Source organism: Allonocardiopsis opalescens (assembly GCF_003002095.1).
GTDB lineage: Bacteria > Actinomycetota > Actinomycetes > Streptosporangiales > Streptosporangiaceae > Allonocardiopsis > Allonocardiopsis opalescens.
On sequence record NZ_PVZC01000001.1, the window covers coordinates 1546969 to 1568271 of the forward strand.

The 21303-nt window shown below is 73.9% G+C and carries 19 protein-coding genes; 13 read left to right on the plus strand and 6 right to left on the minus strand.

Going from position 1 to position 21303, the window contains the following annotated elements; translation table 11 throughout:
* The first annotated feature begins 120 nt into the window (after positions 1-120).
* The gene (gene hemW / locus CLV72_RS06355) at positions 121-1338 is read left to right on the plus strand and encodes a radical SAM family heme chaperone HemW (RefSeq protein ID WP_106240694.1); all 1218 of its coding nucleotides are present in this window, start codon (positions 121-123) and stop codon (positions 1336-1338) included.
* Between the two features lie 69 nt (positions 1339-1407).
* On the opposite strand, the gene CLV72_RS06360 is transcribed toward hemW, so the two are convergent.
* Together CLV72_RS06360 and CLV72_RS06365 are read right to left on the minus strand one after the other, a co-directional pair.
* Positions 1408-2193, minus strand: a complete 786-nt coding sequence (locus CLV72_RS06360; protein WP_106240697.1) for a DUF4870 domain-containing protein — start codon at positions 2191-2193, stop codon at positions 1408-1410.
* Positions 2194-2284: 91 nt separating this feature from the next.
* Complete coding sequence (locus CLV72_RS06365) at positions 2285-3118, minus strand: DUF3097 domain-containing protein (protein WP_106240700.1); 834 nt, start codon at positions 3116-3118, stop codon at positions 2285-2287.
* 163 nt (positions 3119-3281) lie between these two features.
* Here CLV72_RS06365 and hrcA point away from each other — a divergent pair, with 163 nt between their 5' ends.
* Genes hrcA through CLV72_RS06380 form a run of 3 tightly spaced genes read left to right on the plus strand, consistent with a single transcriptional unit; the run spans position 3282 to position 6169 of the window.
* Complete coding sequence (gene hrcA, locus CLV72_RS06370; protein WP_106240703.1) at positions 3282-4298, plus strand: heat-inducible transcriptional repressor HrcA; 1017 nt, start codon at positions 3282-3284, stop codon at positions 4296-4298.
* Between the two features lie 12 nt (positions 4299-4310).
* The gene (dnaJ, locus tag CLV72_RS06375) at positions 4311-5441 is read left to right on the plus strand and encodes a molecular chaperone DnaJ (RefSeq protein WP_106240707.1); all 1131 of its coding nucleotides are present in this window, start codon (positions 4311-4313) and stop codon (positions 5439-5441) included.
* Positions 5438-6169 (plus strand): 16S rRNA (uracil(1498)-N(3))-methyltransferase, encoded by a 732-nt coding sequence (locus CLV72_RS06380; RefSeq protein WP_106240711.1) that lies wholly within the window; start codon positions 5438-5440, stop codon positions 6167-6169. The genes dnaJ and CLV72_RS06380 overlap by 4 nt, the downstream gene beginning before the upstream one ends.
* Before the next feature lie 21 nt (positions 6170-6190).
* Here CLV72_RS06380 and CLV72_RS06385 read toward each other — a convergent pair whose 3' ends face one another.
* Both CLV72_RS06385 and CLV72_RS06390 read right to left on the minus strand, forming a co-directional pair.
* Entirely contained in the window at positions 6191-6892 is a 702-nt protein-coding gene (locus tag CLV72_RS06385) for a hypothetical protein (protein ID WP_146159360.1), read from the minus strand.
* Positions 6892-7440 (minus strand): SigE family RNA polymerase sigma factor, encoded by a 549-nt coding sequence (locus tag CLV72_RS06390; protein WP_245929885.1) that lies wholly within the window; start codon positions 7438-7440, stop codon positions 6892-6894. Before CLV72_RS06390 ends, CLV72_RS06385 begins: the two co-directional genes overlap by 1 nt.
* A gap of 390 nt (positions 7441-7830) precedes the next feature.
* Here CLV72_RS06390 and CLV72_RS06395 point away from each other — a divergent pair, with 390 nt between their 5' ends.
* The 9 genes from CLV72_RS06395 to CLV72_RS06435 all read left to right on the plus strand — a co-directional run bounded on the left by CLV72_RS06395 (position 7831) and on the right by CLV72_RS06435 (position 16004).
* Positions 7831-8217: a histidine triad nucleotide-binding protein gene (locus tag CLV72_RS06395; RefSeq protein ID WP_106240723.1), complete on the plus strand. Its 387-nt coding sequence runs from the start codon at positions 7831-7833 to the stop codon at positions 8215-8217.
* A 152-nt stretch (positions 8218-8369) separates the two neighbouring features.
* Positions 8370-9443 carry a PhoH family protein gene (locus CLV72_RS06400; protein WP_106240727.1) on the plus strand — a complete coding sequence of 358 codons (1074 nt, stop codon included), beginning with the start codon at positions 8370-8372 and terminating at the stop codon, positions 9441-9443.
* A 44-nt stretch (positions 9444-9487) separates the two neighbouring features.
* Positions 9488-9958 (plus strand): rRNA maturation RNase YbeY, encoded by a 471-nt coding sequence (gene ybeY / locus CLV72_RS06405; protein WP_106240730.1) that lies wholly within the window; start codon positions 9488-9490, stop codon positions 9956-9958.
* On the plus strand, positions 9958-11283 hold the full coding sequence (locus CLV72_RS06410) for a hemolysin family protein (protein WP_106240734.1): 1326 nt from the start codon (positions 9958-9960) through the stop codon (positions 11281-11283). Before ybeY ends, CLV72_RS06410 begins: the two co-directional genes overlap by 1 nt.
* A gap of 50 nt (positions 11284-11333) precedes the next feature.
* Positions 11334-11663: a cytidine deaminase gene (locus CLV72_RS06415; protein WP_106240737.1), complete on the plus strand. Its 330-nt coding sequence runs from the start codon at positions 11334-11336 to the stop codon at positions 11661-11663.
* Between the two features lie 56 nt (positions 11664-11719).
* Positions 11720-12664, plus strand: coding sequence for a GTPase Era (gene era, locus CLV72_RS06420; RefSeq protein WP_245929886.1), 945 nt, complete (start codon positions 11720-11722; stop codon positions 12662-12664).
* Between the two features lie 160 nt (positions 12665-12824).
* Positions 12825-13004 carry an FxSxx-COOH cyclophane-containing RiPP peptide gene (gene fxsA, locus CLV72_RS06425; protein WP_106240742.1) on the plus strand — a complete coding sequence of 60 codons (180 nt, stop codon included), beginning with the start codon at positions 12825-12827 and terminating at the stop codon, positions 13002-13004.
* A 7-nt stretch (positions 13005-13011) separates the two neighbouring features.
* The gene (locus CLV72_RS06430; protein WP_245929887.1) at positions 13012-14229 is read left to right on the plus strand and encodes an FxsB family cyclophane-forming radical SAM/SPASM peptide maturase; all 1218 of its coding nucleotides are present in this window, start codon (positions 13012-13014) and stop codon (positions 14227-14229) included.
* Positions 14226-16004, plus strand: coding sequence for an HEXXH motif domain-containing protein (locus tag CLV72_RS06435; RefSeq protein ID WP_106240749.1), 1779 nt, complete (start codon positions 14226-14228; stop codon positions 16002-16004). The genes CLV72_RS06430 and CLV72_RS06435 overlap by 4 nt, the downstream gene beginning before the upstream one ends.
* A 22-nt stretch (positions 16005-16026) precedes the next feature.
* On the opposite strand, the gene fxsT is transcribed toward CLV72_RS06435, so the two are convergent.
* Together fxsT and CLV72_RS06445 are read right to left on the minus strand one after the other, a co-directional pair.
* On the minus strand, positions 16027-20208 hold the full coding sequence (fxsT, locus tag CLV72_RS06440) for an FxSxx-COOH system tetratricopeptide repeat protein (protein WP_106240752.1): 4182 nt from the start codon (positions 20206-20208) through the stop codon (positions 16027-16029).
* Positions 20205-21266, minus strand: coding sequence for an AAA family ATPase (locus tag CLV72_RS06445; protein WP_106240755.1), 1062 nt, complete (start codon positions 21264-21266; stop codon positions 20205-20207). Before CLV72_RS06445 ends, fxsT begins: the two co-directional genes overlap by 4 nt.
* Between the last annotated feature and the right edge of the window lie 37 nt (positions 21267-21303).

Here is a 21303-nt window from a genome sequence, read left to right on the forward strand (position 1 = left end):
GCCCGGCCACGCCCCGTTCCGGCAATAGCAGAGTACTCGCCGCGGTCGCGAACACTCCCGGCCGAGCCGGACTCGTCCCGCGCGGACGAAGCGGTCGCGGCGATGGCCGAGACTGGAGGCATGCCCGCTGTTGCCCTCGACGGCGACCCCGTACCCGCCGACGGGGCACTGCCCGCCGCCGCCCTCGCCGAGGCCGGCACCCGCCCCTTCGGCGTCTACGTCCACGTGCCCTTCTGCGCCACCCGCTGCGGCTACTGCGACTTCAACACCTACACCGCCGCCGAACTGGGCAACGGCGCCTCCCGCAGCAGCTACGCCGACCAGGCCGTCCAGGAGGTGCGGCTGGCCAGGCGGGTGCTCGGCGGCGCCGAAATCCCGGTCCGCACGGTCTTCTTCGGCGGCGGCACCCCCACCCTGCTGCCCCCCGGCGACCTCGGCCGGGTGCTGCGCGCCGTGCGCGATGAGTTCGGCCTGGCCGAGGGCGCCGAGATCACCACCGAGGCCAATCCCGAGACCGTCGACCAGGCCGCCCTCGAACGGCTGCGCGCCGAGGGCTTCACCCGGATCTCCTTCGGCATGCAGAGCGCCCGCACGCACGTCCTCGCCCTGCTCGACCGGACCCACACCCCGGGCCGCGCCCAGCAGTGCGTCGCCTGGGCGCGCGCCGCCGGCTTCGAGCACGTGAACCTGGACCTCATCTACGGCACCCCGGGCGAGACCGACGACGACTGGCGCGCCTCGCTGCACGCCGCGATCGCCACCGGCGCCGACCACGTCTCGGCCTACTCGCTCATCGTGGAGGAGGGCACCCGCCTGGGCGCCCGGGTCAGGCGCGGCGAGCTGCCCGAGCCCGACGACGACGTGCTCGCCGACCGCTACCTCCTCGCCGACCGCATGCTCTCCGACGCCGGCTTCGACTGGTACGAGGTCTCGAACTGGGCGCGCGGACCCGCCGCGCGCAGCGCCCACAACAACCTCTACTGGACGGGCGGCGACTGGTGGGGGATCGGCCCCGGCGCGCACAGCCACGTCGGCGGCACCCGCTGGTGGAACGTCAAGCACCCCGCCGCCTACGCGGGGCGGCTCGCCGAGGGTGCCAGCCCCGGACAGGCCCGCGAGATCCTCGACGCCGACCAGCGCCGCTTCGAGCGGGTGCTGCTCGAACTCCGCCTCGCCGAGGGGATCCCGCTCGAACTGCTCGCGCCCGACGGCCGCCGGGCCGCCGCCCGCGCCGTCGCCGACGGGCTGCTGGCCGCCGGTCCGCACACCCGGGGCAGGGCCGTGCTCACCACCCGCGGCCGGCTCCTCGCCGACGCCGTGGTGCGCGAACTCACCTGAGGCCGCGCACGCCGACGGCCGCACGGCGGGAGCCGTGCGGCCGTCGGGAGAGCGCTCGTACCGCGCCGGCTACTTGATGATGCGCAGCGCGAAGGGATAGCGGTGCCACTCGCCGCGGTTGGCGGCGAGGCCGGCCATGATGCCCAGACCCAGCGAGGCCAGCCAGGCGATCAGGTAGGTGAAGGCGCCGATCACGACGATCATCAGCACCATCGACACCACGTAGGCGATCAGGATCGTCAGCTGGAAGTTCAGCGCCTCCTTGGCCTGGTCGGCGACGAACGGCGACTGGTCCTTCTTCACCAGCCAGGCGATCAGCGGCACCAGGAAGCCGAAGATGCCGCCGCCGATGTGCGCGACCATCGCCCAGGTGCGGTCGTCGGGCGAGCTGGGCACCTGCTGGCCGCCGAAGGCGGGGTCCCAGGCCGGCGTCTGGCCGGTGGGCTGCGCCGGGTAGCCCGGCTGGCCGTACGCCTGGCCGTAGGAGGGGTCGGCGCCGTAGCCCTGGCCCTGCTGCTCCCAGGCGGGGGCCTGCCCGCCGGAGGGCTGCCCGTAGCCGGGCTGGCCGCCCGAGGTCTGGCCGTAACCGGGCTGGCCGTACCCGGGGGAGGGCTGGCCGTAGCCCGGCTGCCCCCCGGACGGCTGGCCGTAGCCCGGCTGCCCGCCCGACGGCTGGCCGTAGCCGCTCTGGTCGTATCCCTGCTGCCCGTAACCGGGCTGCCCGCCGGAGGGCTGGCCGTAGCCGCCCTGGTCGTATCCCTGCTGCCCGTAGCCCTGCTGGCCGCCGGAGGGCTGGCCGTAGCCGTACGGACCACCGTCGGGTGGAGGGGGCTGCGACCCGCCGTAGTTGCTCATGTGCTGCCGCGCTTCCTGATCAACGATTGATGTTCCGGACGGGCGGGGGGACCGAGGTGGGGACGGACGGCCGGCCCGCCAGGGGAGCGGGCTACACCTGGCCGGTGCCGGGAGCGGTGACGAAGTCGATCAGCTCCTCGACCCGGCCGAGCAGTTCGGGTTCGAGATCGCCGTATCCGCGCACCCGGCCCAGGATCCGCTGCCAGGCCGCTCCGGTGTCCCGATCCCAGCCGAGTTCGGTCAGAACGCCCTCTTTCCACGGTACACCCTTGGGGACCTGCGGCCAGGCCCGAATGCCCAAGCGCTCGGACTTCACCGCGGCCCACACGTCGACGAAGGGGTGGCCGACGACCAGCACGTGCGCGGATGCGCTGACCTGGGCGGCGATCCTGCTCTCCTTGGAGCCGGGCACCAGGTGGTCGACCAGCACCCCCAGCCGCCGCCCCGGTCCGGGGCCGAAGTCGGCCACGATGGCGGGGAGGTCGTCGACGCCCTCCAGGTACTCCACCACCACGCCCTCGACCCGGAGGTCGTGGCCCCAGATCTTCTCGACCAACTCGGCGTCGTGGCGGCCCTCGACGTAGATGCGGCTGCCGCGCGCCACCCGGGCGGTGTGGCCGCGGACCAGCAGCGAGCCCGAGGCGCTGCGCGCGGCGCCCTGCCCGGGCGCGGCCGGCCGGACCAGGGTGACGGGCTCGCCGTCGAGCAGGAAGGCGGCCGGCTCCAGCGGGAACAGCCGCCGCCGGCCGAAGCGGTCCTCAAGGGTCACCCCCTCCTTGCCGCAGCCGACGACGGCGCCGCAGAAACCGCTGCCGGCGTCCTCGACCACCAGCTCGGGCTCGGCGGGGACCTCGGGGATCTGCCCCTTCCGCGGGCGGCGCCAGTCGCCCGCCAGCGGATCGGAGCCGTAGTTCTTGGACCGCACGTGTGCGAAGGTACCGCCATACGTCCGGACCGGCCATCCGTCGGGCCGGGCGGGCGGCCGGACCGCAACGGGCCGGACGGGCGGGAACCGGATAGAATTGGCACTCGGAAGCGCGGAGTGCTAGACACGAGCTGCGTGACCCGGGTGGCCAGGAGGTGAGCACATGCTGGACGAGCGGAAACTCGCGGTGCTGCGCGCCATCGTCGAAGACTATGTGTCCACCAATGAGCCCGTGGGCTCCAAGGCGCTCGCCGACCGGCACAACCTCGGCGTCTCCCCGGCCACCGTCCGCAACGACATGGCGATGCTGGAGGACGAGGGCTACATCGCCCAGCCCCACACCAGCGCGGGCCGGGTGCCCACCGACAAGGGCTACCGGCTCTTCGTCGACCGCCTGTCCACGGTCAAGCCGCTGTCGCCGGCCGAGCGGCGCGCCATCGAGACCTTCCTGGGCGGCGCCGTCGACCTCGACGAGATCGTGCTGCGCACGGTGCGGCTGCTCGCCCAGCTCACCCGCCAGGTCGCCGTGGTGCAGTACCCCATGCTGACCCGCTCCTACGTCCAGCACATCGAGCTGGTGCCGCTGGGGCCCAGCCGGGTGATGATGGTGCTCATCACCAACACCGGCCGCGTCGAGCAGCGCGTGGTCGACGGCGACGCCCAGGATTTCACCGAGACCGCGGTGGCCGACCTCCGCTCGGTGCTCAACGCCAGGCTGGCGGGCAAGTGGCTCACCGAGGTGCCCGACCTGGTCGCCGACCTCCCCGAGCAGCTGCCCGCCCCCGACCGCCCGCTGGCCGCCACCGTCCTGTCGGTGCTGCTGGAGAGCCTGGTCGAGAAGCACGAGGAGCGCGTGGTGCTGGGCGGCACCGCGAATCTCGCGGCGGGGGATTTCTCGGCTAGCCTGCGTGAGGTGCTCGAGGCACTGGAAGAAAACGTAGTGCTGATCCGGTTGCTGGGAGAGGCGTCCGATCCGTCGATCCTGACGGTGCGGATCGGCGCGGAGAACCTGCACCAGGGCCTGCACACGGCGTCGGTCGTGTCCGCCGGCTACGGCGTCGGCGACCAGGCACTCGCCAAGCTCGGAGTGCTCGGCCCGACACGGATGGATTACCCCGGAACGATGGGAGCAGTGCGCGCGGTGGCAAGGTACGTCGGTCAGATCCTGGCAGGGTCGTAGGTGAGCGCGTCCATGGGCAGGGACTACTACGCGATCCTCGGGGTGCGCAGGGACGCCACCCCTGAAGAGATCAAGAAGGCTTACCGCCGGCTCGCCCGCGACCTCCACCCGGACGTCAACCCCGACCCGGCCACCCAGGAGCGCTTCAAGGACGTCACCCAGGCCTACGAGGTGCTGTCCAACCCCGAGAAGCGCCGCATGTTCGACCTCGGCGCCGATCCCTTCGCCGGCGCGGGCGCGGCCGGCGGCGGCTTCGGGGCGGGCTTCCCGTTCAGCGACATCATGGACGCCTTCTTCGGCCAGGCGCAGAGCGGCCGAAGCCCGCGCAGCCGGGCCAGGCGCGGCCGCAACGCCACCGTCCGGGTCGAACTCGACCTCGCCGAGGCGGCCTTCGGCACCAACCGCGAGGTCACCGTCAACACCGCCGTGGTCTGCCAGACCTGTTCGGGCGCCGGCACCGCGCAGGGCAGCGAGCCCGAGACCTGCGACATGTGCGCCGGGCGCGGCGAGGTCTCCCAGGTCTCGCGCACCTTCCTCGGCCAGGTGATGACCACCCGCGCCTGCCCGCAGTGCGGCGGCTTCGGCACCATCATCCGCAACCCCTGCCCCGACTGCTCCGGCGACGGCCGGGTGCGCAAGTCCGAGACCCTCGCCGTGCCGATCCCGGCCGGCGTCGAGGACGGCACCCACATCCAGCTGGCCGGCGAGGGCGAGGTGGGCCCCGGCGGCGGCCCCAAGGGCGACCTCTTCGTCGAGGTCGTGGTCCGCCCGCACCCCATCTTCGAGCGCCGGGGCGACGACCTCCACTGCACGGTCACCCTGCCGATGACCGCCGCGGCCCTGGGCACCGCCATCACGGTCGAGACCCTGGACGGTCCCGAGGAGGTCGACATCCGGCCCGGCACCCAGTCCGGCCAGGTCATCCCGCTGTACGAGCACGGCACCCGCCACCTGCACGAGTCCGGCCGGGGCGATCTGATGATCCACGTCACGGTCGAGACCCCGAGCAAGCTCGACGAGGAGCAGGAGGACCTGCTCAAGAAGCTGGCCGAGCTGCGCGGCGAGAACCATCCCCCGGGCAAGTTCACCCCGGGCCAGCAGGGCTTCTTCTCCCGGCTGCGGGACGCCTTCCAGGGCCGGTGAGCGCTCCCGTCTTCGTGGTCGACGGCGGCTGGCCCGACGGCGACCGGATCGTGCTCTCCGGCGCCGAGGGCCACCACGCGGCCCGGGTGCGGCGCATCGCCCCGGGCGAGCGGGCCGACCTCACCGACGGCGCCGGCCGGGTCGCGCACTGCGCGGCCCGCGAGGTCGGCCGCTCCGAAGTGGTGTTCGAGGTGCTGGACGAGGAGGTCGAGCCGGCGCCCCGCCCCTCGGTCACCGTGGTGCAGGCGCTGCCCAAGGGCGACCGGGGCGAGCGCGCGGTGGAGCTGATGAGCGAGGCGGGCGTGGACGCCGTGGTGCCCTGGACCGCCCAGCGCTGCGTCACCCAGTGGCGGGCCGAGCGCGGCGGGCGCGCGCTGGAGCGCTGGCGCTCCACCGCCCGCGAGGCCGGCAAGCAGGCGCGCCGCCGCCGCTTCCTGCGGGTGCGCGAGCCGGCCGGCACCCCTCAGGTGGTGGAGCTGCTGGCCGCCGCGGACTTCGCCGCCGTGCTGCACGAATCGGCCGTCGAACCGCTCAGCACCGCCCTGCCCGCCGACGCCGCCGAGGTGGTGCTGGTGGTCGGTCCGGAGGGCGGGGTGACCGATGCCGAACTCGCCGCCTTCGCGGCCGTCGACGCGCACCCGGTGCGGCTGGGGCCGACGGTGCTGCGCACCTCCACCGCCGGGCTGGCCGGCGCCGCGGTCGTCTTCACCCGCACCGGGCGCTGGTGACCGAGGCGGCCTCGCCCACCGCTACCGGGTGACCTCGGTCACGGCCGACTGCTCGGAGGCGCCGGAACCGCCGGGCGCCTCCTGGCCGAGGTCCACCCCCGGCGGGACGTCGCCGCCGGGCTCGCCGGTGGGTTCGTCGGTGGGCTGCTGGGGCGGCGGGCTGCTCGGCGGCGTCTCGGTCGAGGGCTCGGGCTCCGGGGTGGGCGAGCAGTCCTCGGGCGTGCGCCGGTCCTGCTGCGTGGTGACCTGCCCGCTGGTGCTCGGCTGCGGATCCGGCGCCTCGGTGCGGCAGCCCAGCATGGTCATGCCGCCGGGTGCCGAGGCGGAGTCCTCGGGCGCCGGCGGGCTCGGCTCGGCCGTCGGCTCCTCCGCGGGGCCGGAGGGCGAGGACGGCGGCGCCGGGAGCGCCACGGTCTCCTCCGGCTCGACCACGGGGTCGGTGGACGCGGCCCCGGGCGGCTCGGCGTTGAAGGTCTCCCAGGCGATCTCACGCAGGCCCGGGGTGCTCACCACCACGGAGCCGGCGATGAAGGCCGCGCCGCACGCCGCCAGCGCGGGCCGCAGCCACGGGATCAGCGGCAGCCACGCGGGCGTCTGCCGCTCGGTGCGGGCGCGGATGCGCTCCAGGGCGTCGTGGGAGCCCTTGACGGAGTCCACCTCCGCCTGCAGCACCCGGCGCAGCCGCTCCGACTGCTCACCGTGTTCGTCCATGGGTCGGGTCATCAGGTCTGCTCCAGAACCGAGCGCAGCGCGGCCATCCCGCGCGCCGTGTGGCTCTTGACCGCTCCCTTGCTGATGCCCATCGCGTCGGCGATCTGGGCTTCGGAGAGGTCGCCGTAGTATCGCAGCACCAAGGCCTCGCGCTGCCTGCGGGGCAGGCCGCGCAGCGCCTCGATGACCGCCGAGCGCTCGAGTTCGCCGATGGCGCCGTGTTCGGCGCTCGGTGCGTCGGGAAGGCCCTTGGGCGCGTACTTCTCCACCACCGCGCGGTGCCGCAGCACCGAGCGGGAGCGGTTCACCACCGACTGGCGGAGATAGGACAGCGCCTTCTCCGGGTCGCGCAGCCGCCGCCAGCCGCCGTGCATCGCCACGAAGGCGTCCTGCACGACCTCCTCGGCCGTGGCGAAGTCGCGCACCAGCAGGACGGCGAGCCGCACCAGGGACTGGTAATGGGAGCCGTACAGCTGGGTGACCGCCTGATCGGCGTCCCACCCGGCGGCGCCGACCGCCACGCGGCCCGCGGCCGTGCCCGCTACCAGGGTTTCCGTCACGTCAGTAGGACGCTCGTTCGTACCGCCCGGTTTACCGAACGGCTGCGACTCGACGCTCGCCCCCTCTACACCCTTGGGCTTGCGGAAGGGCAGAGGCATTCCACGCTCTCGCTAGGTCGTCATGGCCGCGCGGCCGCCTGCGGGGACAGGCCGGTTCCGCCGCAAACTGGTCGCTTCCCACCTTAGCCGCGCGCCGGGGCTCGTCGCCCGGTACCGCGCGAAGCCGGCGCCCGCGGACGGGGCGCCCGCGGTGCCGTGCCGCGCGGGCGCCGGCGCACCGCGATGCCCTAGCATGCTGAACCCCGGGCCCGGCCGGACCCGGCCGGGCGGGGAGCCGGGAGTCCCGGCAGGTCCAGCCAGTCCGGTAGTCCGGGTAGTGAGGAGCGCGCCGTGACGGAAGCCGCCGGGACCGCGGGAGCGGATCGGCCCTTCGACGCCGAGTGCCTGTTCTGCAAGATCGTGTCGGGAGCGATCCCGGCCGAGGTGGTGCTCGACACCCCCCGCGCGCTCGCGTTCCGCGACATCAACCCGCAGGCGCCCCTGCACGTCCTGGTCATCCCCAAGGGCCACTACCGCGACGTGGCCGAGCTGGCCGCTGCGGGCGGCGGCCTGCTCGACGAGCTTGTGCTGGCCGCACGCGACGTCGCCGTCGAGGCCGGCGCGGCCGACAAGGGGTACCGCGTGGTCTTCAACGTCGGCGCCGGGGCCGGGCAGACCGTGTACCACACCCACGCCCACGTGCTCGGCGGGCGGGGCCTCACCTGGCCGCCCGGCTGAGCCCGGCCGCGGCCGGGCGCCGGATTAATCCGGGTGCCGTGTCCGTTGAGAGGACTACGATGGGGACCGGCCGGGGGATCACTCGTCACCCGGCCGTCCAGCGCGGTGACGACAAGGCGGAAGGCAGGGACGACGGGGCGCAAGGCCCGCTCATGGTTAAGTCACTTCAGCCGAGGGCCCAGGTCAAGATCGTGGTGCCGGGCGAGCACACGATGGTCGGACTACTGGGCCGCAGGGACGAACTGCTCCGCGTCATCGAGCGCTCGTTCAGCAGCGACATCCACGTCCGCGGCAACGAGATCACGATCAGCGGCCCGCCCGACGAGAACGCCCTCATCGTCCGCCTCATCGACGAGATGCGCGAACTCCTCGACAGCGGCGCCGAGGTCACCCCCGACGCGATCCAGCGCAGCATGAGCATGCTGCGCGCCGACACCAAGGAGCGCCCCGCCGAGGTGCTCACCCTCAACATCCTCTCGTCGCGGGGCAAGACGATCCGCCCCAAGACGCTGAACCAGAAGCGCTACGTCGACGCCATCGACAAGCACACCATCGTGTTCGGCATCGGCCCGGCGGGCACCGGCAAGACCTACCTGGCCATGGCCAAGGCCGTGAAGGCCCTCCAGGCCAAGGAGGTCAACCGGATCATCCTGACCCGCCCGGCCGTCGAGGCGGGGGAGCGGCTGGGCTTCCTGCCCGGCACCCTGTACGAGAAGATCGACCCCTACCTGCGCCCGCTCTACGACGCGCTGCACGACATGCTCGACCCCGACTCCATCCCCAAGCTGATGGCGGCCGGCACGATCGAGGTGGCGCCGCTGGCGTACATGCGCGGACGCACCCTGAACGACTCCTTCATCATCCTGGACGAGGCGCAGAACACCTCGCCCGAGCAGATGAAGATGTTCCTCACCAGGCTGGGCTTCGGCTCCAAGGTGGTGGTGACCGGCGACGTCACCCAGGTCGACCTTCCGGAGGGCCAGCAGAGCGGCCTGCGGGTGGTCCAGGACATCCTGGACGGCATCTCCGACATCCACTTCTGCCGGCTGTCCAGCGCCGACGTCGTCCGGCACAAGCTGGTCGGCGAGATCGTGGACGCCTACGGGCGCTACGACGCCCGCCGGTCCGACTCCCGGGGGCGGATCGGCCGGAGCCGCCCGGGCGGCGCTCCGGCGGCACCGGCCACCGCGGGCAACGGCACCCCCGCTCCGGGCTCCGCGGGCTGAGCCCGCTCCGGCGCGGTACGAACGGAAAGACGCACGCATTACCGATGAGCATCGACGTTGCCAATGAGTCCGGGATGGCGGCCGACGAGGAGACCCTCGCCGCGCTGGCCCGGTACGTGCTGGACGCCATGCGGGTGCACCCGCTGGCCGAGCTGTCGGTGGTGCTGGTCGACGAGCCGGCAATGACCGAGCTGCACGTCCGCTGGATGGACGAGCCCGGCCCCACCGACGTGCTGGCCTTCCCGATGGACGAGCTGCGGCCCGGCCAGGAGGGCGGCCGCAGCCAGGAGGGCCTGCTCGGCGACGTCATCCTCTGCCCGCAGGTGGCGGAGAAGCAGGCCAAGGAGGCCGGGCACAGCACCGAGGACGAGCTGCACCTGCTGTGCACCCACGGCATCCTGCACCTGCTCGGCTTCGACCACGCCGAGCCGGACGAGCACAAGGAGATGTTCGGCAAGCAGGCCGAACTGCTGGCCGGCTGGCGCGAGTCGCGGGGCGAGGAGGCACCGGCCTGATGCCCCCGGCCGCAGCGGCGGCGCTCGCCGCACCGGCCGGGCAGTGGGATTCCGGGCTGCTCGGCTGGATCGGGGCGGTCGCCGCTCTGCTGGTGCTGGCGGCGCTGCTGGTCAGCGCCGAGGTCGCCCTGTCGTGGATGTCGCCGGCCCGGATCGGCGAGCTGGCGGCGTCGGTCGGCCGCGAGCCGGCCCGGCTCCGGCAGATCAGCGCCGACCCGCCCCGCTACCTCAATTTGCTGGCGCTGCTGCGCATCACCTGCCAGCTGGCCGCCGCCGTGCTGGCCACCTTCGTCGCGGTCCGGCTGCTCGGCGTCGGCTGGCCCGCCTTCGCCTCGGCGGCGGCGGTCATGGCCGTCGTCACCTACGTGGGCGTCGAGGTGGCGCCGCGCATCCTGGCCAGGCAGTCCGCCGAGCGGGTCGCTCTGGTGGCGGCGCCCGCCGTGGTCCTGCTCGGCCGGCTGCTCGGGCCGCTGAGCCAGCTGCTGGTGCTGCTCGGCCGGGGGCTGACGCCCCGGCGCGGCCACCGCGAGGGGCCGTTCAGCAGTGAGGCCGAGCTGCGCGACCTGGTCGACCTGGCCGAGCAGCGGCGGTTCATCGACGCCGACGAGCGCGAGATGATCCACTCGGTGTTCGAGCTGGGCGACACCGCCGTGCGCGAGGTGATGGTGCCGCGCACCGAGATGGTCGCCATCGAGCGCGAGCGCGATCTGGACGACGCCCTGTCGCTGGCGCTGCGCAGCGGCTTCTCCCGCATCCCCGTCGAGGGCGAGAACGCCGACGACATCGTCGGCATCCTCTACCTCAAGGACGTGGTCGCCGCCATGCACGAGCGGCCGGGCGAGGCCGAGGCGGAGCCGGTGGAGCGGGTGATGCGCGCGGCCAGCTACGTGCCCGACACCAAGCCCATCGACGGCCTGCTCCGCGAGATGCAGGCCGAGCAGACCCACCTGGCGATCGTGATCGACGAGTACGGCGGCACCGCCGGGCTGATCACCATCGAGGACATCATCGAGGAGATCGTCGGCGAGATCACCGACGAGTACGACAACGAGATCGCGCCGATCGAGGAGCTGCCCGGCGGCGACGCCCGAGTGCTGGCCCGGCTGCCGCTGGACGAGCTGGCCGACCACTTCGGCGTGGCACTGCGGGTGGACGACGTCGAGACGGTGGGCGGCCTGCTCGCCTACGCGCTGAACCGGGTGCCCATCGCCGGGTCCACGGTCACCATGGAAGGGCTGCGGTTCACCGCGGAGACCCCGGCCGGGCGCCGCAACCGCATCCGCACGGTCCTGGTCGAGCGCGACTCCGCCGGGCCCCGCCCGTGACCGACCGGCCGGAGCGGACCCGAACGCGAACGGATGGAGACGGAGAGCTGATGGACGCCGAGGACGCCAAGCTGGTGACGCTGGCCCGGTCCGCGCGGGCCCGCAACGAAACCGACGAGGGCGCGGCGGTGCGCGACGAGACCGGCCGCACCTATGTGGCCACCACGGTGCGGCTGCCGTCCTTCCGGCTGTCGGCGCTGCGCGCCGCCGTCGCCGCCGCCGTGTCCAGCGGCGCGCGCTCCCTGGAGGCCGCCGTCGTCGTCGGCCCGGCCACCGAGCCGTCCCCCGACGACCTCGCCGCCGTCCGCGACCTCGGCCCGGCCGCCCCCCTCCACCTCGCCGACCCCTCGGGCGGGCTGCGCGCAACCGTGCGCGACTAGGCGCGGACCGCACCGGAGGAAGCCGAGCACTCCCCGCGATGCGCGAGGATGGAAGGGTGACGAAGCCGACCGAGCCATCCACGCCCCACCGCGCCGAAGCGGCCGAGCCGCCGTTCCGCAGCGGTTTCGCCTGCTTCGTGGGCCGGCCCAACGTCGGCAAGTCCACCCTGATGAACGCGCTGGTGGGCCGGAAGGTGGCCATCACCAGCGACCAGCCGCAGACCACCCGCCGCGCCATCCGCGGCATCGTGCACCGCGACGACGCCCAGCTCATCGTGGTCGACACCCCCGGCCTGCACAAGCCGAAGACCCTGCTCGGCGAGCGGCTGGACAGCCTGGCCCGCTCCACCCTCACCGAGGTCGACGTGGTCGGCTTCTGCGTGCCGGCCGGCGACCCCGTGGGCCGCGGCGACCAGTACATCGCCCGCGAGCTGGCGCAGCTGCGCTCCACCCCGGTGGTCGCGCTGGTCACCAAGACCGACCGGGTGCCGCCGCAGGCCGTCGCCGAGCAGCTGCTGGCCGTCAGCGCCCTGGGCGAGTGGGCCGACATCGTCCCGGTCTCCGCCGTCTCCGGCCACCAGGTCGACGTGGTCGCCGACGTCCTCGTCCGGCACCTCCCCGAGGGCCCGCCGCTGTACCCCGGCGGCGAACCGACCGACGAGCCCGAGCAGCAGCTCGTCGCCGAACTCATCCGCGAGGCCGCCCTCGACGGTGTCCGCGACGAACTCCCGCACTCCATCGCCGTGGTCGTGGACGAGATGGCGCCCCGCCCCGGTGGGGGGCTCACCGACATCTACGCGATCATGTACGTGGAGCGCCCGAGCCAGAAGGCGATCGTCATCGGCACCCGCGGGGCCCGCCTGCGAGACGTCGGCTCCGAGGCCCGCCGCCACATAGAGGCGCTCCTCGGCACCAGGGTCTTCCTCGACCTGCGCGTCAAGGTCGCCAAGGACTGGCAGCGCGACCCCAAACAGCTCCGCCGCCTGGGCTTCCAGGAGTGAGGCGAACGCGCTCCGCGATCGGAGCGGTACGGACGGCAGCGGGCAATTTTATCCGGACATATTACTGCGTATCCCGTTCATCTCGCCTGTTTTCAGAAGTGGTATGGGCCGTGTCGCGTGTTGACCTGAACGGAACTGGGTAGGGCGGTACGATCGCCTCGTGACAGCACAGGTATCCGACGACCAGCCGATAAGTTCGGATTTGGTCGACCTCGGCGGTATCGGCCTGGCCGAACTGGGCCGCCTCGATGACTCGGCCCTCGCCCACGCCATTCGCCGTGTGCTGTCGGATGCCGACAATTCTTCGTCAACTGTGGCCGGATTCAATTCGAGTATATAGTCGAGCCGTGTTTGGCGACCGGACGGTCGAGTGGCCCGAGGCTGTCGACATCCGCGAACTCGCTGCTGCGGGATGGGTGCCCGTCCCCTTCCAGGAGTTCGTCCTGAAAATGAGCAGCCGCTGCAATCTCGCGTGCTCATACTGCTATATCTATGAAATGGCCGACCAGGGCTGGCGCTCCCGGCCCCGGCTCATCGACCGGGCCACGCTCGACCGCGCCGCCGACCGCATCGCCGAACACGCCGCCGCCCACGCCACCGAGCGGGTCCGGGTGGTCCTGCACGGCGGCGAGCCCCTACTGGCCGGCCCCGAACTGATCGACTACGCGGCCGCCCGGATCCGGGCCGCGCTGCCCGGGGGCGTCGGTCTCGACCTGTGCCTCCAGACGAACGCGGTACTGCTGGACGACGCCATCGCCGAGGTGCTGGCGCGGCACCGGATCTCCGTCGGCGTCAGCATGGACGGCGATCCCGCGACGCACGACAGACGGAGAGTGTTCCGCAACGGCCGGGGAAGCCACGCGGAGACCGCCGCGGCGGTGCGCAGACTGAACGGACCCGCCACGCGCGGACTTTTCAGCGGACTGCTGTGCACCATTGACGTCGATTCCGATCCGGTCGCCGTCTACGAAAGCCTGCTGCGATTCGATCCGCCGGCGATCGACTTCTCGCTTCCGCACGGCAACTGGTCCCAGCCTCCGCCCGGGCGGATCCCTGGCTCGGCCGAGACGCCTTACGCGACGTGGCTCATCGAACTGTTCGACCGCTGGTACCGGGCGCCGGTGCGCGAGACCGGGATCCGGTTCTTCGAGGAGATCATCGGCCTGCTGCTGGGAGGGCGCAGCCGGGTGGAGTCGATCGGCCTGAGCCCGGTGGCCGTCATCGTCATCGACACCGACGGCGGCCTCGAACAGGTCGACACCCTCAAGTCCGCCTATGACGGCGCCGCGGCGACCGGGCTGAACGTCCACACCCACCGCCTGGACGCCGCACTGGTCCATCCGGCCGTCGCCGTGCGCCAGGCGGGCCGGGCGGGCCTGTCCGACCAGTGCCGGGCCTGCCCACTGGTCGCCGTCTGCGGCGGCGGCTACTACCCCCACCGCTACCGCGCCGGCTCCGGCTTCCGGAATCCCTCCGTCTACTGCGCCGACCTGGCCCGCCTGATCCGGCACATCGGCGAGAACGTCCGGCGCGACCTGCGCGAGCTGAAAGGTGCGCCCGGATGACCGGCACCGCCCCGCTTCCCCGGCACACCCTGCCCGCCGACGCCTTCGACGCGCTGAGCGCGGGCGGCGGCGACCGGCCGACGATCGCCGTGCTGCGCTCAGCGCAGCTGAGCAGGCGGCTGCTGCAGCTGCGGGCCGTGCGCGACCTCGCGGCCGGGACCGCCCACGCCGGACAGGTCCGCGCCGCCTACGACCTGCTGGCCCAGGCTCAGCGCACCCGCCCGGAGGCGGTGACCTCCGCACTGCTCCGGCCGCAGGTCGGCTCGTGGGCGGCGCGTACGCTCCGGCGGCTGCGCACGGCCCGGCCGGATCCCGCCGCCCTCGCCGCCGACCTGCGCCACCTGGGCGCCATCGCGGCGGCGGCCCTGGTGGCGGCGGGGGACGACTTCTCCGCCGAGGTACCGCTGCGCGGCGCCCGCCTCGTGCTGCCCGGGATCGGGGCGCTGCTGCTCGACGGCGCGGCCGGCGGGACCGGCCTGCTGCGGCGCACGGGGGGCGCGCTGGTGCTGCGGTCGAGCGGGCGGACGACCGCGCTGCCCGGCGACCTGTCCGCCGAGGCACCGCACTGGCTGCCGCTCCGGCGGCTCGCGGCGGTGTGCGACGGCGAGCGGCTGGAGCTCTCGATCGAGGACATCGACCCCTACCGGGACGGCCACGGCCTCGCCGTGGCCGACCGCCTCCCGCACGACGCCCTGCGACGGTGGCGGCGCAAGCTCGCCGACGCGTGGGAGCTGCTGGTGCGGCACCATCCCGGCTACGCGCAGGGCATCGCGGCCGGGCTGCGCGAGCTCGTCCCGCTCGCCGCGGCGCCTGACGGCCGGGACCGCAGCGCAACGGCCGGCGACTCCTTCGGCAGCACGGCGCTGTCGGAGCCGGCCGACGGCACCGCGCTGGCCGTGGCGCTGCTGCACGAGTTCCAGCACACCAAACTCAGCGCCCTGCTCGATCTGGTCGCGCTGCACGACCATCCGGCCGGGAACCGGCTGTACGCGCCGTGGCGGGACGATCCCCGTCCGCTGGCGGGGCTGCTGCAGGGGGTGTACGCCCACGCCGGCGTGGTGGACTTCTGGCGGACCCAGCGCACCCTCGTCCAGGGGCCGGCCGCGCGGTACGCCGACTTCCAGTACGCCCGCTGGTACCGGCCCACCTGTGAGGCGGCCCGCGCCGTCGCCGACAGCGGCCTGCTCAACGCGTACGGGCGACGCTTCGTGGCCGGGCTGCGGCGGCGGCTCGCCGAGCTGGACGCGCCGGTGCCGGAGCAGGCGGGCCGCCTCGCCGAGGACGCGGCCGCCGACCACGAGGTGACCTGGCGGCTGCGCCACCTGCGTCCCGACCCGGGGGCGGTGGAGGAGCTGGCCGAGCGGTGGCTGGAGCGCCGCCCGCCGGCGGCCCGTGTACCGGTGAGCGTCGCGCCCGACCCGGACGGCACGGTGCTCGGCGGGCGGATCGAGCTGCTCGCGGGGCTGCTCGAACGGCCCGGATCGCCGCCGCCCGGAGCGGAGCCGCTGTCCGTGCCCGACCGCGCCCTGCTGGCCGGGGACCACCGTGCGGCCGAGTCCGGCTACCTGCGGCTCATCGCGGCCGATCCGTCGCTGACCTCCGCGTGGGCCGGCCTGGCCGTGGCCCGCGGCCGCGGCCGTTCGGCCGCCGATCCGCTCCGCACCAGGCCGGAGGTGGTCGCCGGTCTGTACCGGCGGCTGCGTGAGCGGGGACGGCCGGCCGAGCCGGCGCGCCTGGCCGACTGGCTGTCCGCGCCGGCGGACGCGCCGGAATGACGGCCGGGCGCCGCCGGGGCGGTCACAGGATCGGCGGCTCGATGTCGAACTGGAGCCGCTCGCCCGTGAGTATCTTGCGGATCTCGGGGTGGTCGTCCCTCACCACCTTCTTGAAGCCTTCCAGCGCCCGGCCGCTGATGGCGTCGGCCTCGTCCGGACGGCCCGCCTCACGCAGGTCGATCGCGTAGTTCAGGTAGCACAGCCGGGTGAGCGGGTGCTCCTCGCCGCGCACCCGCACCGAGCGCTCGACCGTCTCCCGCGACATCCTCAGCGCGGTGGCGTGGTCGCCGAGGTAGTGGTGGTCGGAGGCCAGATTGGCCATGATGCACAGCGTGTACGGGTGGTCGGCGCCGCGCAGCGCGTTCAGGTGCTCGTAGACCCGGGTGTTGATCTCCAGCGAGCGCTGGTGCTGCCCGCGTTCGGTGACCAGGATCGAGTGGTTGCTGCGGTAGATGGTGGTCCACAGGTGCTCCTCGCCGAAGCGGGAGAGGGCGGTGGCGACCGCCAGCTCGGCGAGCCGCTCGGCGCCGTCGATGTCGCCCTGCAGCCGCAGCGCGTCCGCCAGGGTCCACATGGCGCTGATGGTCAGCGAGTGGTCCGTCCCGGTCTCGCGCTGCAGCAGGTCCAGGCAGAGTTGCGCCTCGGCCTGCGCCTCGGTCATCCGGCCGAAGCGGCGCAGGGTGATCGCGTAGCCCAGGTGCGCCTCGATGACCTCGCGGTGCTGCTTGCCCAGCAGCGCCTCGTAGGCGGGGATGGCGGCTTCGAGCAGCCGCAGGGCCTCGGTGTACTCGCCGGTGCCGCGCAGGTCGCGGGCGAGCTGGGTCATGGTGAACAGGGTGTCGCGGTTGCGCGGTCCGAGGATCTGCTCGCTGATCTGCAGCGCGCGCCGGTCCAGGTCCCTGGCCCGGCGGGAGTCGCCCTGGAGGCGGTAGTCGAGGGCGAGGTTGTTCATGACGCGCAGCGTCCACAGGCTGTTGGGGCCGAAGATCTGGCGGTGCTTGGCCAGGTTCTCCTCGTCCAGTTTGAGGGCGTCGTCGTAGCGGTTGAGGAAGCGGAGGTCGGCGCCGTAGCTGTTGCGCAGCAGCAGGGTGTGGTCGTGGTCCTCGCCGAAGACGCGGACCATGCGCTCCAGGGTGTCCTCGTTGAGGCGGCGGGCCTCCTCGTTGCGCTTGAGTTCGCGCAGGGTGATGCCGACGTGGCGGCAGGCGACCAGGGTCTGCTCGTCGTCGGGGCCGTAGCGTTCGCGCCAGGTCCGGATGGCGAGGTCGCCGAGTTCGTAGCTGCCCTCGTAGTCGGCGAGGCGGTAGCGGTAGCGGATGAGGTCGAGGACGACGGTGCGGACCTCGTAGTCGTCGCTGTCGATGATGTTGGTGGCGCGGGCGTGCCTGCTGATCTCGGCGAGCCTGGGCCAGTGCTCCTGGTTGTCGGGCTCGCTGGGGTTGGCGGCGGCCATGAGGCGGGTGGCCAGGCCGGCGTAGCGCTCGCGCTCGTCCTCGGGCAGCCGGTCGCGGATGATGGCCTGGACGAGCCGGTGGATCTGGACGCTGTTGTCGATCGGATCGGTCTGGGCCAGCGAGTACAGGCCGATCTTGCGGATGGCGCGGCTCAGCGACAGGGCGTCCCTGAAGACCTGGGCGAGCGGTTCGGGGGTGTCGGGCACCAGGCGGCCCATCTTCAGCAGCTGGAAGGCGATCGGCTCCGGGCCGAAGAAGGAGCACAGCCGCAGCAGCGCCGCGGCGGCGCGGTCGTCCTCCTCCAGGCCGTTGAAGGAGATGTCCCAGGTGGCGCGGACCGACCTGGGGTAGCTCTCGGGCTCCTCCTCCAGGACGGCGGAGATGCGCTCGTCCAGTAGCTCCAGGTAGTCCTCGATCGGCATCGAGGTCTGGCGCAGCCAGGCGGCGGCCTGCTCGACGGCGAGGGGGAGGTCGCCCAGCTGCTCGGCCACCTGGGAGGCGTCGTCCGCGGAGATGTCGCCGATGACGCGGCGCAGCAGCCGGACGCTCTCGTCGCGTTCGAACACGTCCACTTCGAGCAGCTGGGTGACCCCGCGCCAGCTGCGGTTGCGCGAGGTGACCAGGACGTGGCCGGTCGGGTTGGACAGGAAGCGGCGCAGCGTGTCGGGCGAGCCGGCGTTGTCGAACACCAGCAGCCAGCGCGGGAAGCGATCGCCGCGGTTGAGGATGTCCAGCACCTGCTGGATGGTGCGGTCGGTGTCCTCGGCGGGCAGGCCGAGGACCTGCGCCAGCTCCATGAACGAGGACCTGATCTGGTCGGCGTGCTCGGCGTAGATCCACCACACCAGGTCGTAGTCGTTGCGGAAGCGGTAGACGTACTCCACCGCCAGCTGGGTCTTGCCGACCCCGCCCATGCCGTGCAGGGTGTGCGGGAGCACCGCGGTCGCCTGCCGGCTGAGGCGGTTGCGCAGGGTCAGCAGCAGCGCGTCGCGGCCGGTGAAGTCGGCGTGCCGCGGCGGGATGTCCTCGCCCCACACCTCCGGCGGCCGGTCGGCGCGGGCCGGCTCGCTTGTCGGATGGACCATGTTCGCTCCTTCGGGCTCTGCTTGGGCGGTGACGGCGACGGCGGGGGAGCGGCCGGGCGCCGCTCGTGGGGCGTCCCGCCCGGCCGGGACGGGTTCGCTCGGTGCGGGCGCCTCGCGGCCCGGCGTCGGTCCGACGGCCATCGCGCGCAGCGCCTCGTGCCGCACCGCCGCGAAGTAGCGGCCGAGGTCCACGCCGCCGTCGCCGGGCGCGGCGAGGGTGACGGGGAAGTCGAAGGCCTGGCCGGTGCGGGGCTCCAGGAACTCCGAGGTCTGGTCGAAGATCCGGCGGGTGTCCCTGCGGTTGAGCGAGGCGAGCAGCAGCGAGCGCACGCCCGGCACGAAGTCGTAGTACAGCTCGCCGCCGCCCGGCCCGCCGCCGGCGCGGCCGACGGTGATGGGGCGGACCAGTCCGGCCAGCAGGATCTCGGCGATGTGCGCGGGGGCGGCGCCGGGGAGCATGACGCGCTGGACCAGCCGCATCACCGGCAGGCTGAGCGGCGCGGCCGACAGGTACCTGGCCAGCGCGAAGGCCGTGGGCGACACCGAGGCGCGGAAGCGGCGCAACCGGTCGGTCGGGCTCTCGGCGGGGTCCTCGCCCCGCTCCGATGCCGGTTCCGGGCGGGCGGCCGCGGGCAGCAGGCCCACCCCCGGTGCCCGGGCGGCCGCCGAGGCCCCCGCCACCCGCGCCCAGCCGCTCAGCCAGTCAGGGCTCAGCTCCACGACCGGGACGTGGTCCGGCCCCTGCTCGCGGACGTCGGCGCGGGCGGGCGCGTGCGGGCGGCCCCGCCGCGTGTCGGTGTCGGCGCGCAGCTCCACCTCGGTGAAGCCGGCCGCGCACCACGACCACAGCCGCTCCGGCAGCGGCTGCACCACCACGACGGTGTTGCGCCGCGACCACAGGGCGAGCAACCGGTCCATGCCGGGGGTGCCCCAGGCGCGGCCGACGCAGTCGCTGACCACCATCACCAGCCGCCGCCCGGTGGCGTCGAGCAGGCGTTCGGGCGGCCCGCGCCGCTCCCCGGCCGCCGTGCGCAGCTCCGGGCCGCCGGGACCGGGCCGGTCGCCGTCGAAGCGCCACACGCGCACGTCGCGGAAGGCGCCGAGCCGCCGCAGCAGCTCGGTGAACTCGCGGACGGTCTGCGCCCAGGTCAGCATGGACAGGCTCTCGTCGCAGACGACCACCAGGTCGAGCCAGCGCTCGCGCTCGGGCCGCAGCCGCGGCAGCCAGCGGCCCGTCGCCGCGGCGGCCCGCGCGGTCGCCTCCTCGTCCAGGACGCGGCGGTGGCGCGAGGGCACCGTGCGCCGCAGCGGCCGCAGCGCGCGGGCGGTGCGCAGCGGCCCGGGCAGCGCCGCCACCCCCGACAGCCGGGCGTGCACGGCCGTGCCGACCGGGCCGCCGCCGTCGCCCGCGGTGCCGGGCAGGTGGACGGTCCCGGTGGGGTCGCGCGGGTCGCCGGGCGGCGCGGCGTCCGCCCCCTCCCGGCCCGCCCGGCCCCCTTCGGCTCGCGCCGGCTCGCCGCCCGCGCCGGACGGGGCCTCCGCGGCGGCGCCCCGCGCGGAGGCGTCCTCGGGCAGGTAGGGCGCCAGCCACAGCGCCTCGGCCACCTCCTGGGCCGTGGGCGGCTCGTCCAGGCCGGCCAGCAGCCCGACCAGGTCGGCGATCATGTGGAACCCGGCAGGTCGAGCGGGCGCAGCAGCTGCTCGATCAGCTCCGACCGGGTGCCGTCGGGCACGTGCACACCGGCCATCGCGAACTGGACCGCGTTGAGCAGCTGGTCGGTCGCGATCTCGCCCCTGCGGCGCTCGGCGAGGAAGCGCTCGATGATCGGCTCGGCACGGCTCAGCGCCGCCTCGCCGAGGTGGGTGGCGACGATCTCGGCCAGCGCCTCGGCGGAGTGCGGCTGGATCTCCAGGCGCACGCAGCGGCGCAGGAAGGCGGGCGGGAACTCGCGCTCGGCATTGCTGGTGATGACGACCACCGGGAAGGCGTGGCAGCGCACCCGCCCGCCCTCCACCCGCGCGCGGCCCAGCGGGTCGGAGGTCATCACCTCCACGCCCGACCGGGCGTCGGGCAGGCGCTGGAGCTCCGGCAGGGTGAAGTCGCCCTCCTCGAAGATGTGCAGCAGGTCGTTGGGCAGGTCGATGTCGCCCTTGTCCAGTTCGTCGACCAGCAGCACCCGGGGCCGCGCCCTGGGCAGCAGCGCGGTGCCCAGCGGGCCGAGCCGGATGTAGCGGCCGATGCCGGGCGGCGGCCGCTCGGCCGATCTGGCCGCCTCGGGCGGGGTTTCCTGCAGCCGCCCGATCGCGTCGTAGTCGTACAGGCCGTGGCGCAGCTCCGACCTGCTGGTGACCGGCCAGGTCAGCACGGGCCCGAGCCGCAGCTCGTAGGCGATGCTGTGCGCCAGGGTGGACTTGCCCACCCCGGCCTTGCCGGTGACCAGCAGCGGGCGGCGCAGGTAGAGCGCCGCGTTCACCAGGTCGACGACGTGCTCGGCCGGCCGGTAGGTGCGGGCCCGCTCCAGGTCGCCGGGCGCGGGCTCGCCGCCGGCGTCGTCGGCCGGGGCGTACGCGGGAGGCGGGCCGAACTCCCGCCACGGCGGCGGCGGGGGCAGGGCGCTCCAGCCGTCGTGCGGCTCGCCGGTGCCCCGGTAGACGCGCCAGTCGTCGGCCGGTCGCGGAGCGGGACGCGCCTGACCCGAGCCTTGGCCGTCGACACCGTTCACCGTCGTCTCCTTCGTCGTGCGGTCGGGCGGTGGTGCG

Excerpts from the sequence above, each read along its gene's own strand:
- CLV72_RS06385 (WP_146159360.1), bottom strand. The coding sequence starts at position 6,892 with ATGACCCGACCCATGGACGAACACGGTGAGCAGTCGGAGCGGCTGCGC.
- CLV72_RS06400 (WP_106240727.1), top strand. The coding sequence starts at position 8,370 with ATGGTTAAGTCACTTCAGCCGAGGGCCCAGGTCAAGATCGTGGTGCCG.
- CLV72_RS06410 (WP_106240734.1), top strand. The coding sequence starts at position 9,958 with ATGCCCCCGGCCGCAGCGGCGGCGCTCGCCGCACCGGCCGGGCAGTGG.
- dnaJ (WP_106240707.1), top strand. The coding sequence starts at position 4,311 with ATGGGCAGGGACTACTACGCGATCCTCGGGGTGCGCAGGGACGCCACC.
- CLV72_RS06415 (WP_106240737.1), top strand. The coding sequence starts at position 11,334 with ATGGACGCCGAGGACGCCAAGCTGGTGACGCTGGCCCGGTCCGCGCGG.
- CLV72_RS06360 (WP_106240697.1), bottom strand. The coding sequence starts at position 2,193 with ATGAGCAACTACGGCGGGTCGCAGCCCCCTCCACCCGACGGTGGTCCG.
- hrcA (WP_106240703.1), top strand. The coding sequence starts at position 3,282 with ATGCTGGACGAGCGGAAACTCGCGGTGCTGCGCGCCATCGTCGAAGAC.
- CLV72_RS06435 (WP_106240749.1), top strand. The coding sequence starts at position 14,226 with ATGACCGGCACCGCCCCGCTTCCCCGGCACACCCTGCCCGCCGACGCC.
- fxsT (WP_106240752.1), bottom strand. The coding sequence starts at position 20,208 with ATGATCGCCGACCTGGTCGGGCTGCTGGCCGGCCTGGACGAGCCGCCC.
- hemW (WP_106240694.1), top strand. The coding sequence starts at position 121 with ATGCCCGCTGTTGCCCTCGACGGCGACCCCGTACCCGCCGACGGGGCA.
- ybeY (WP_106240730.1), top strand. The coding sequence starts at position 9,488 with ATGAGCATCGACGTTGCCAATGAGTCCGGGATGGCGGCCGACGAGGAG.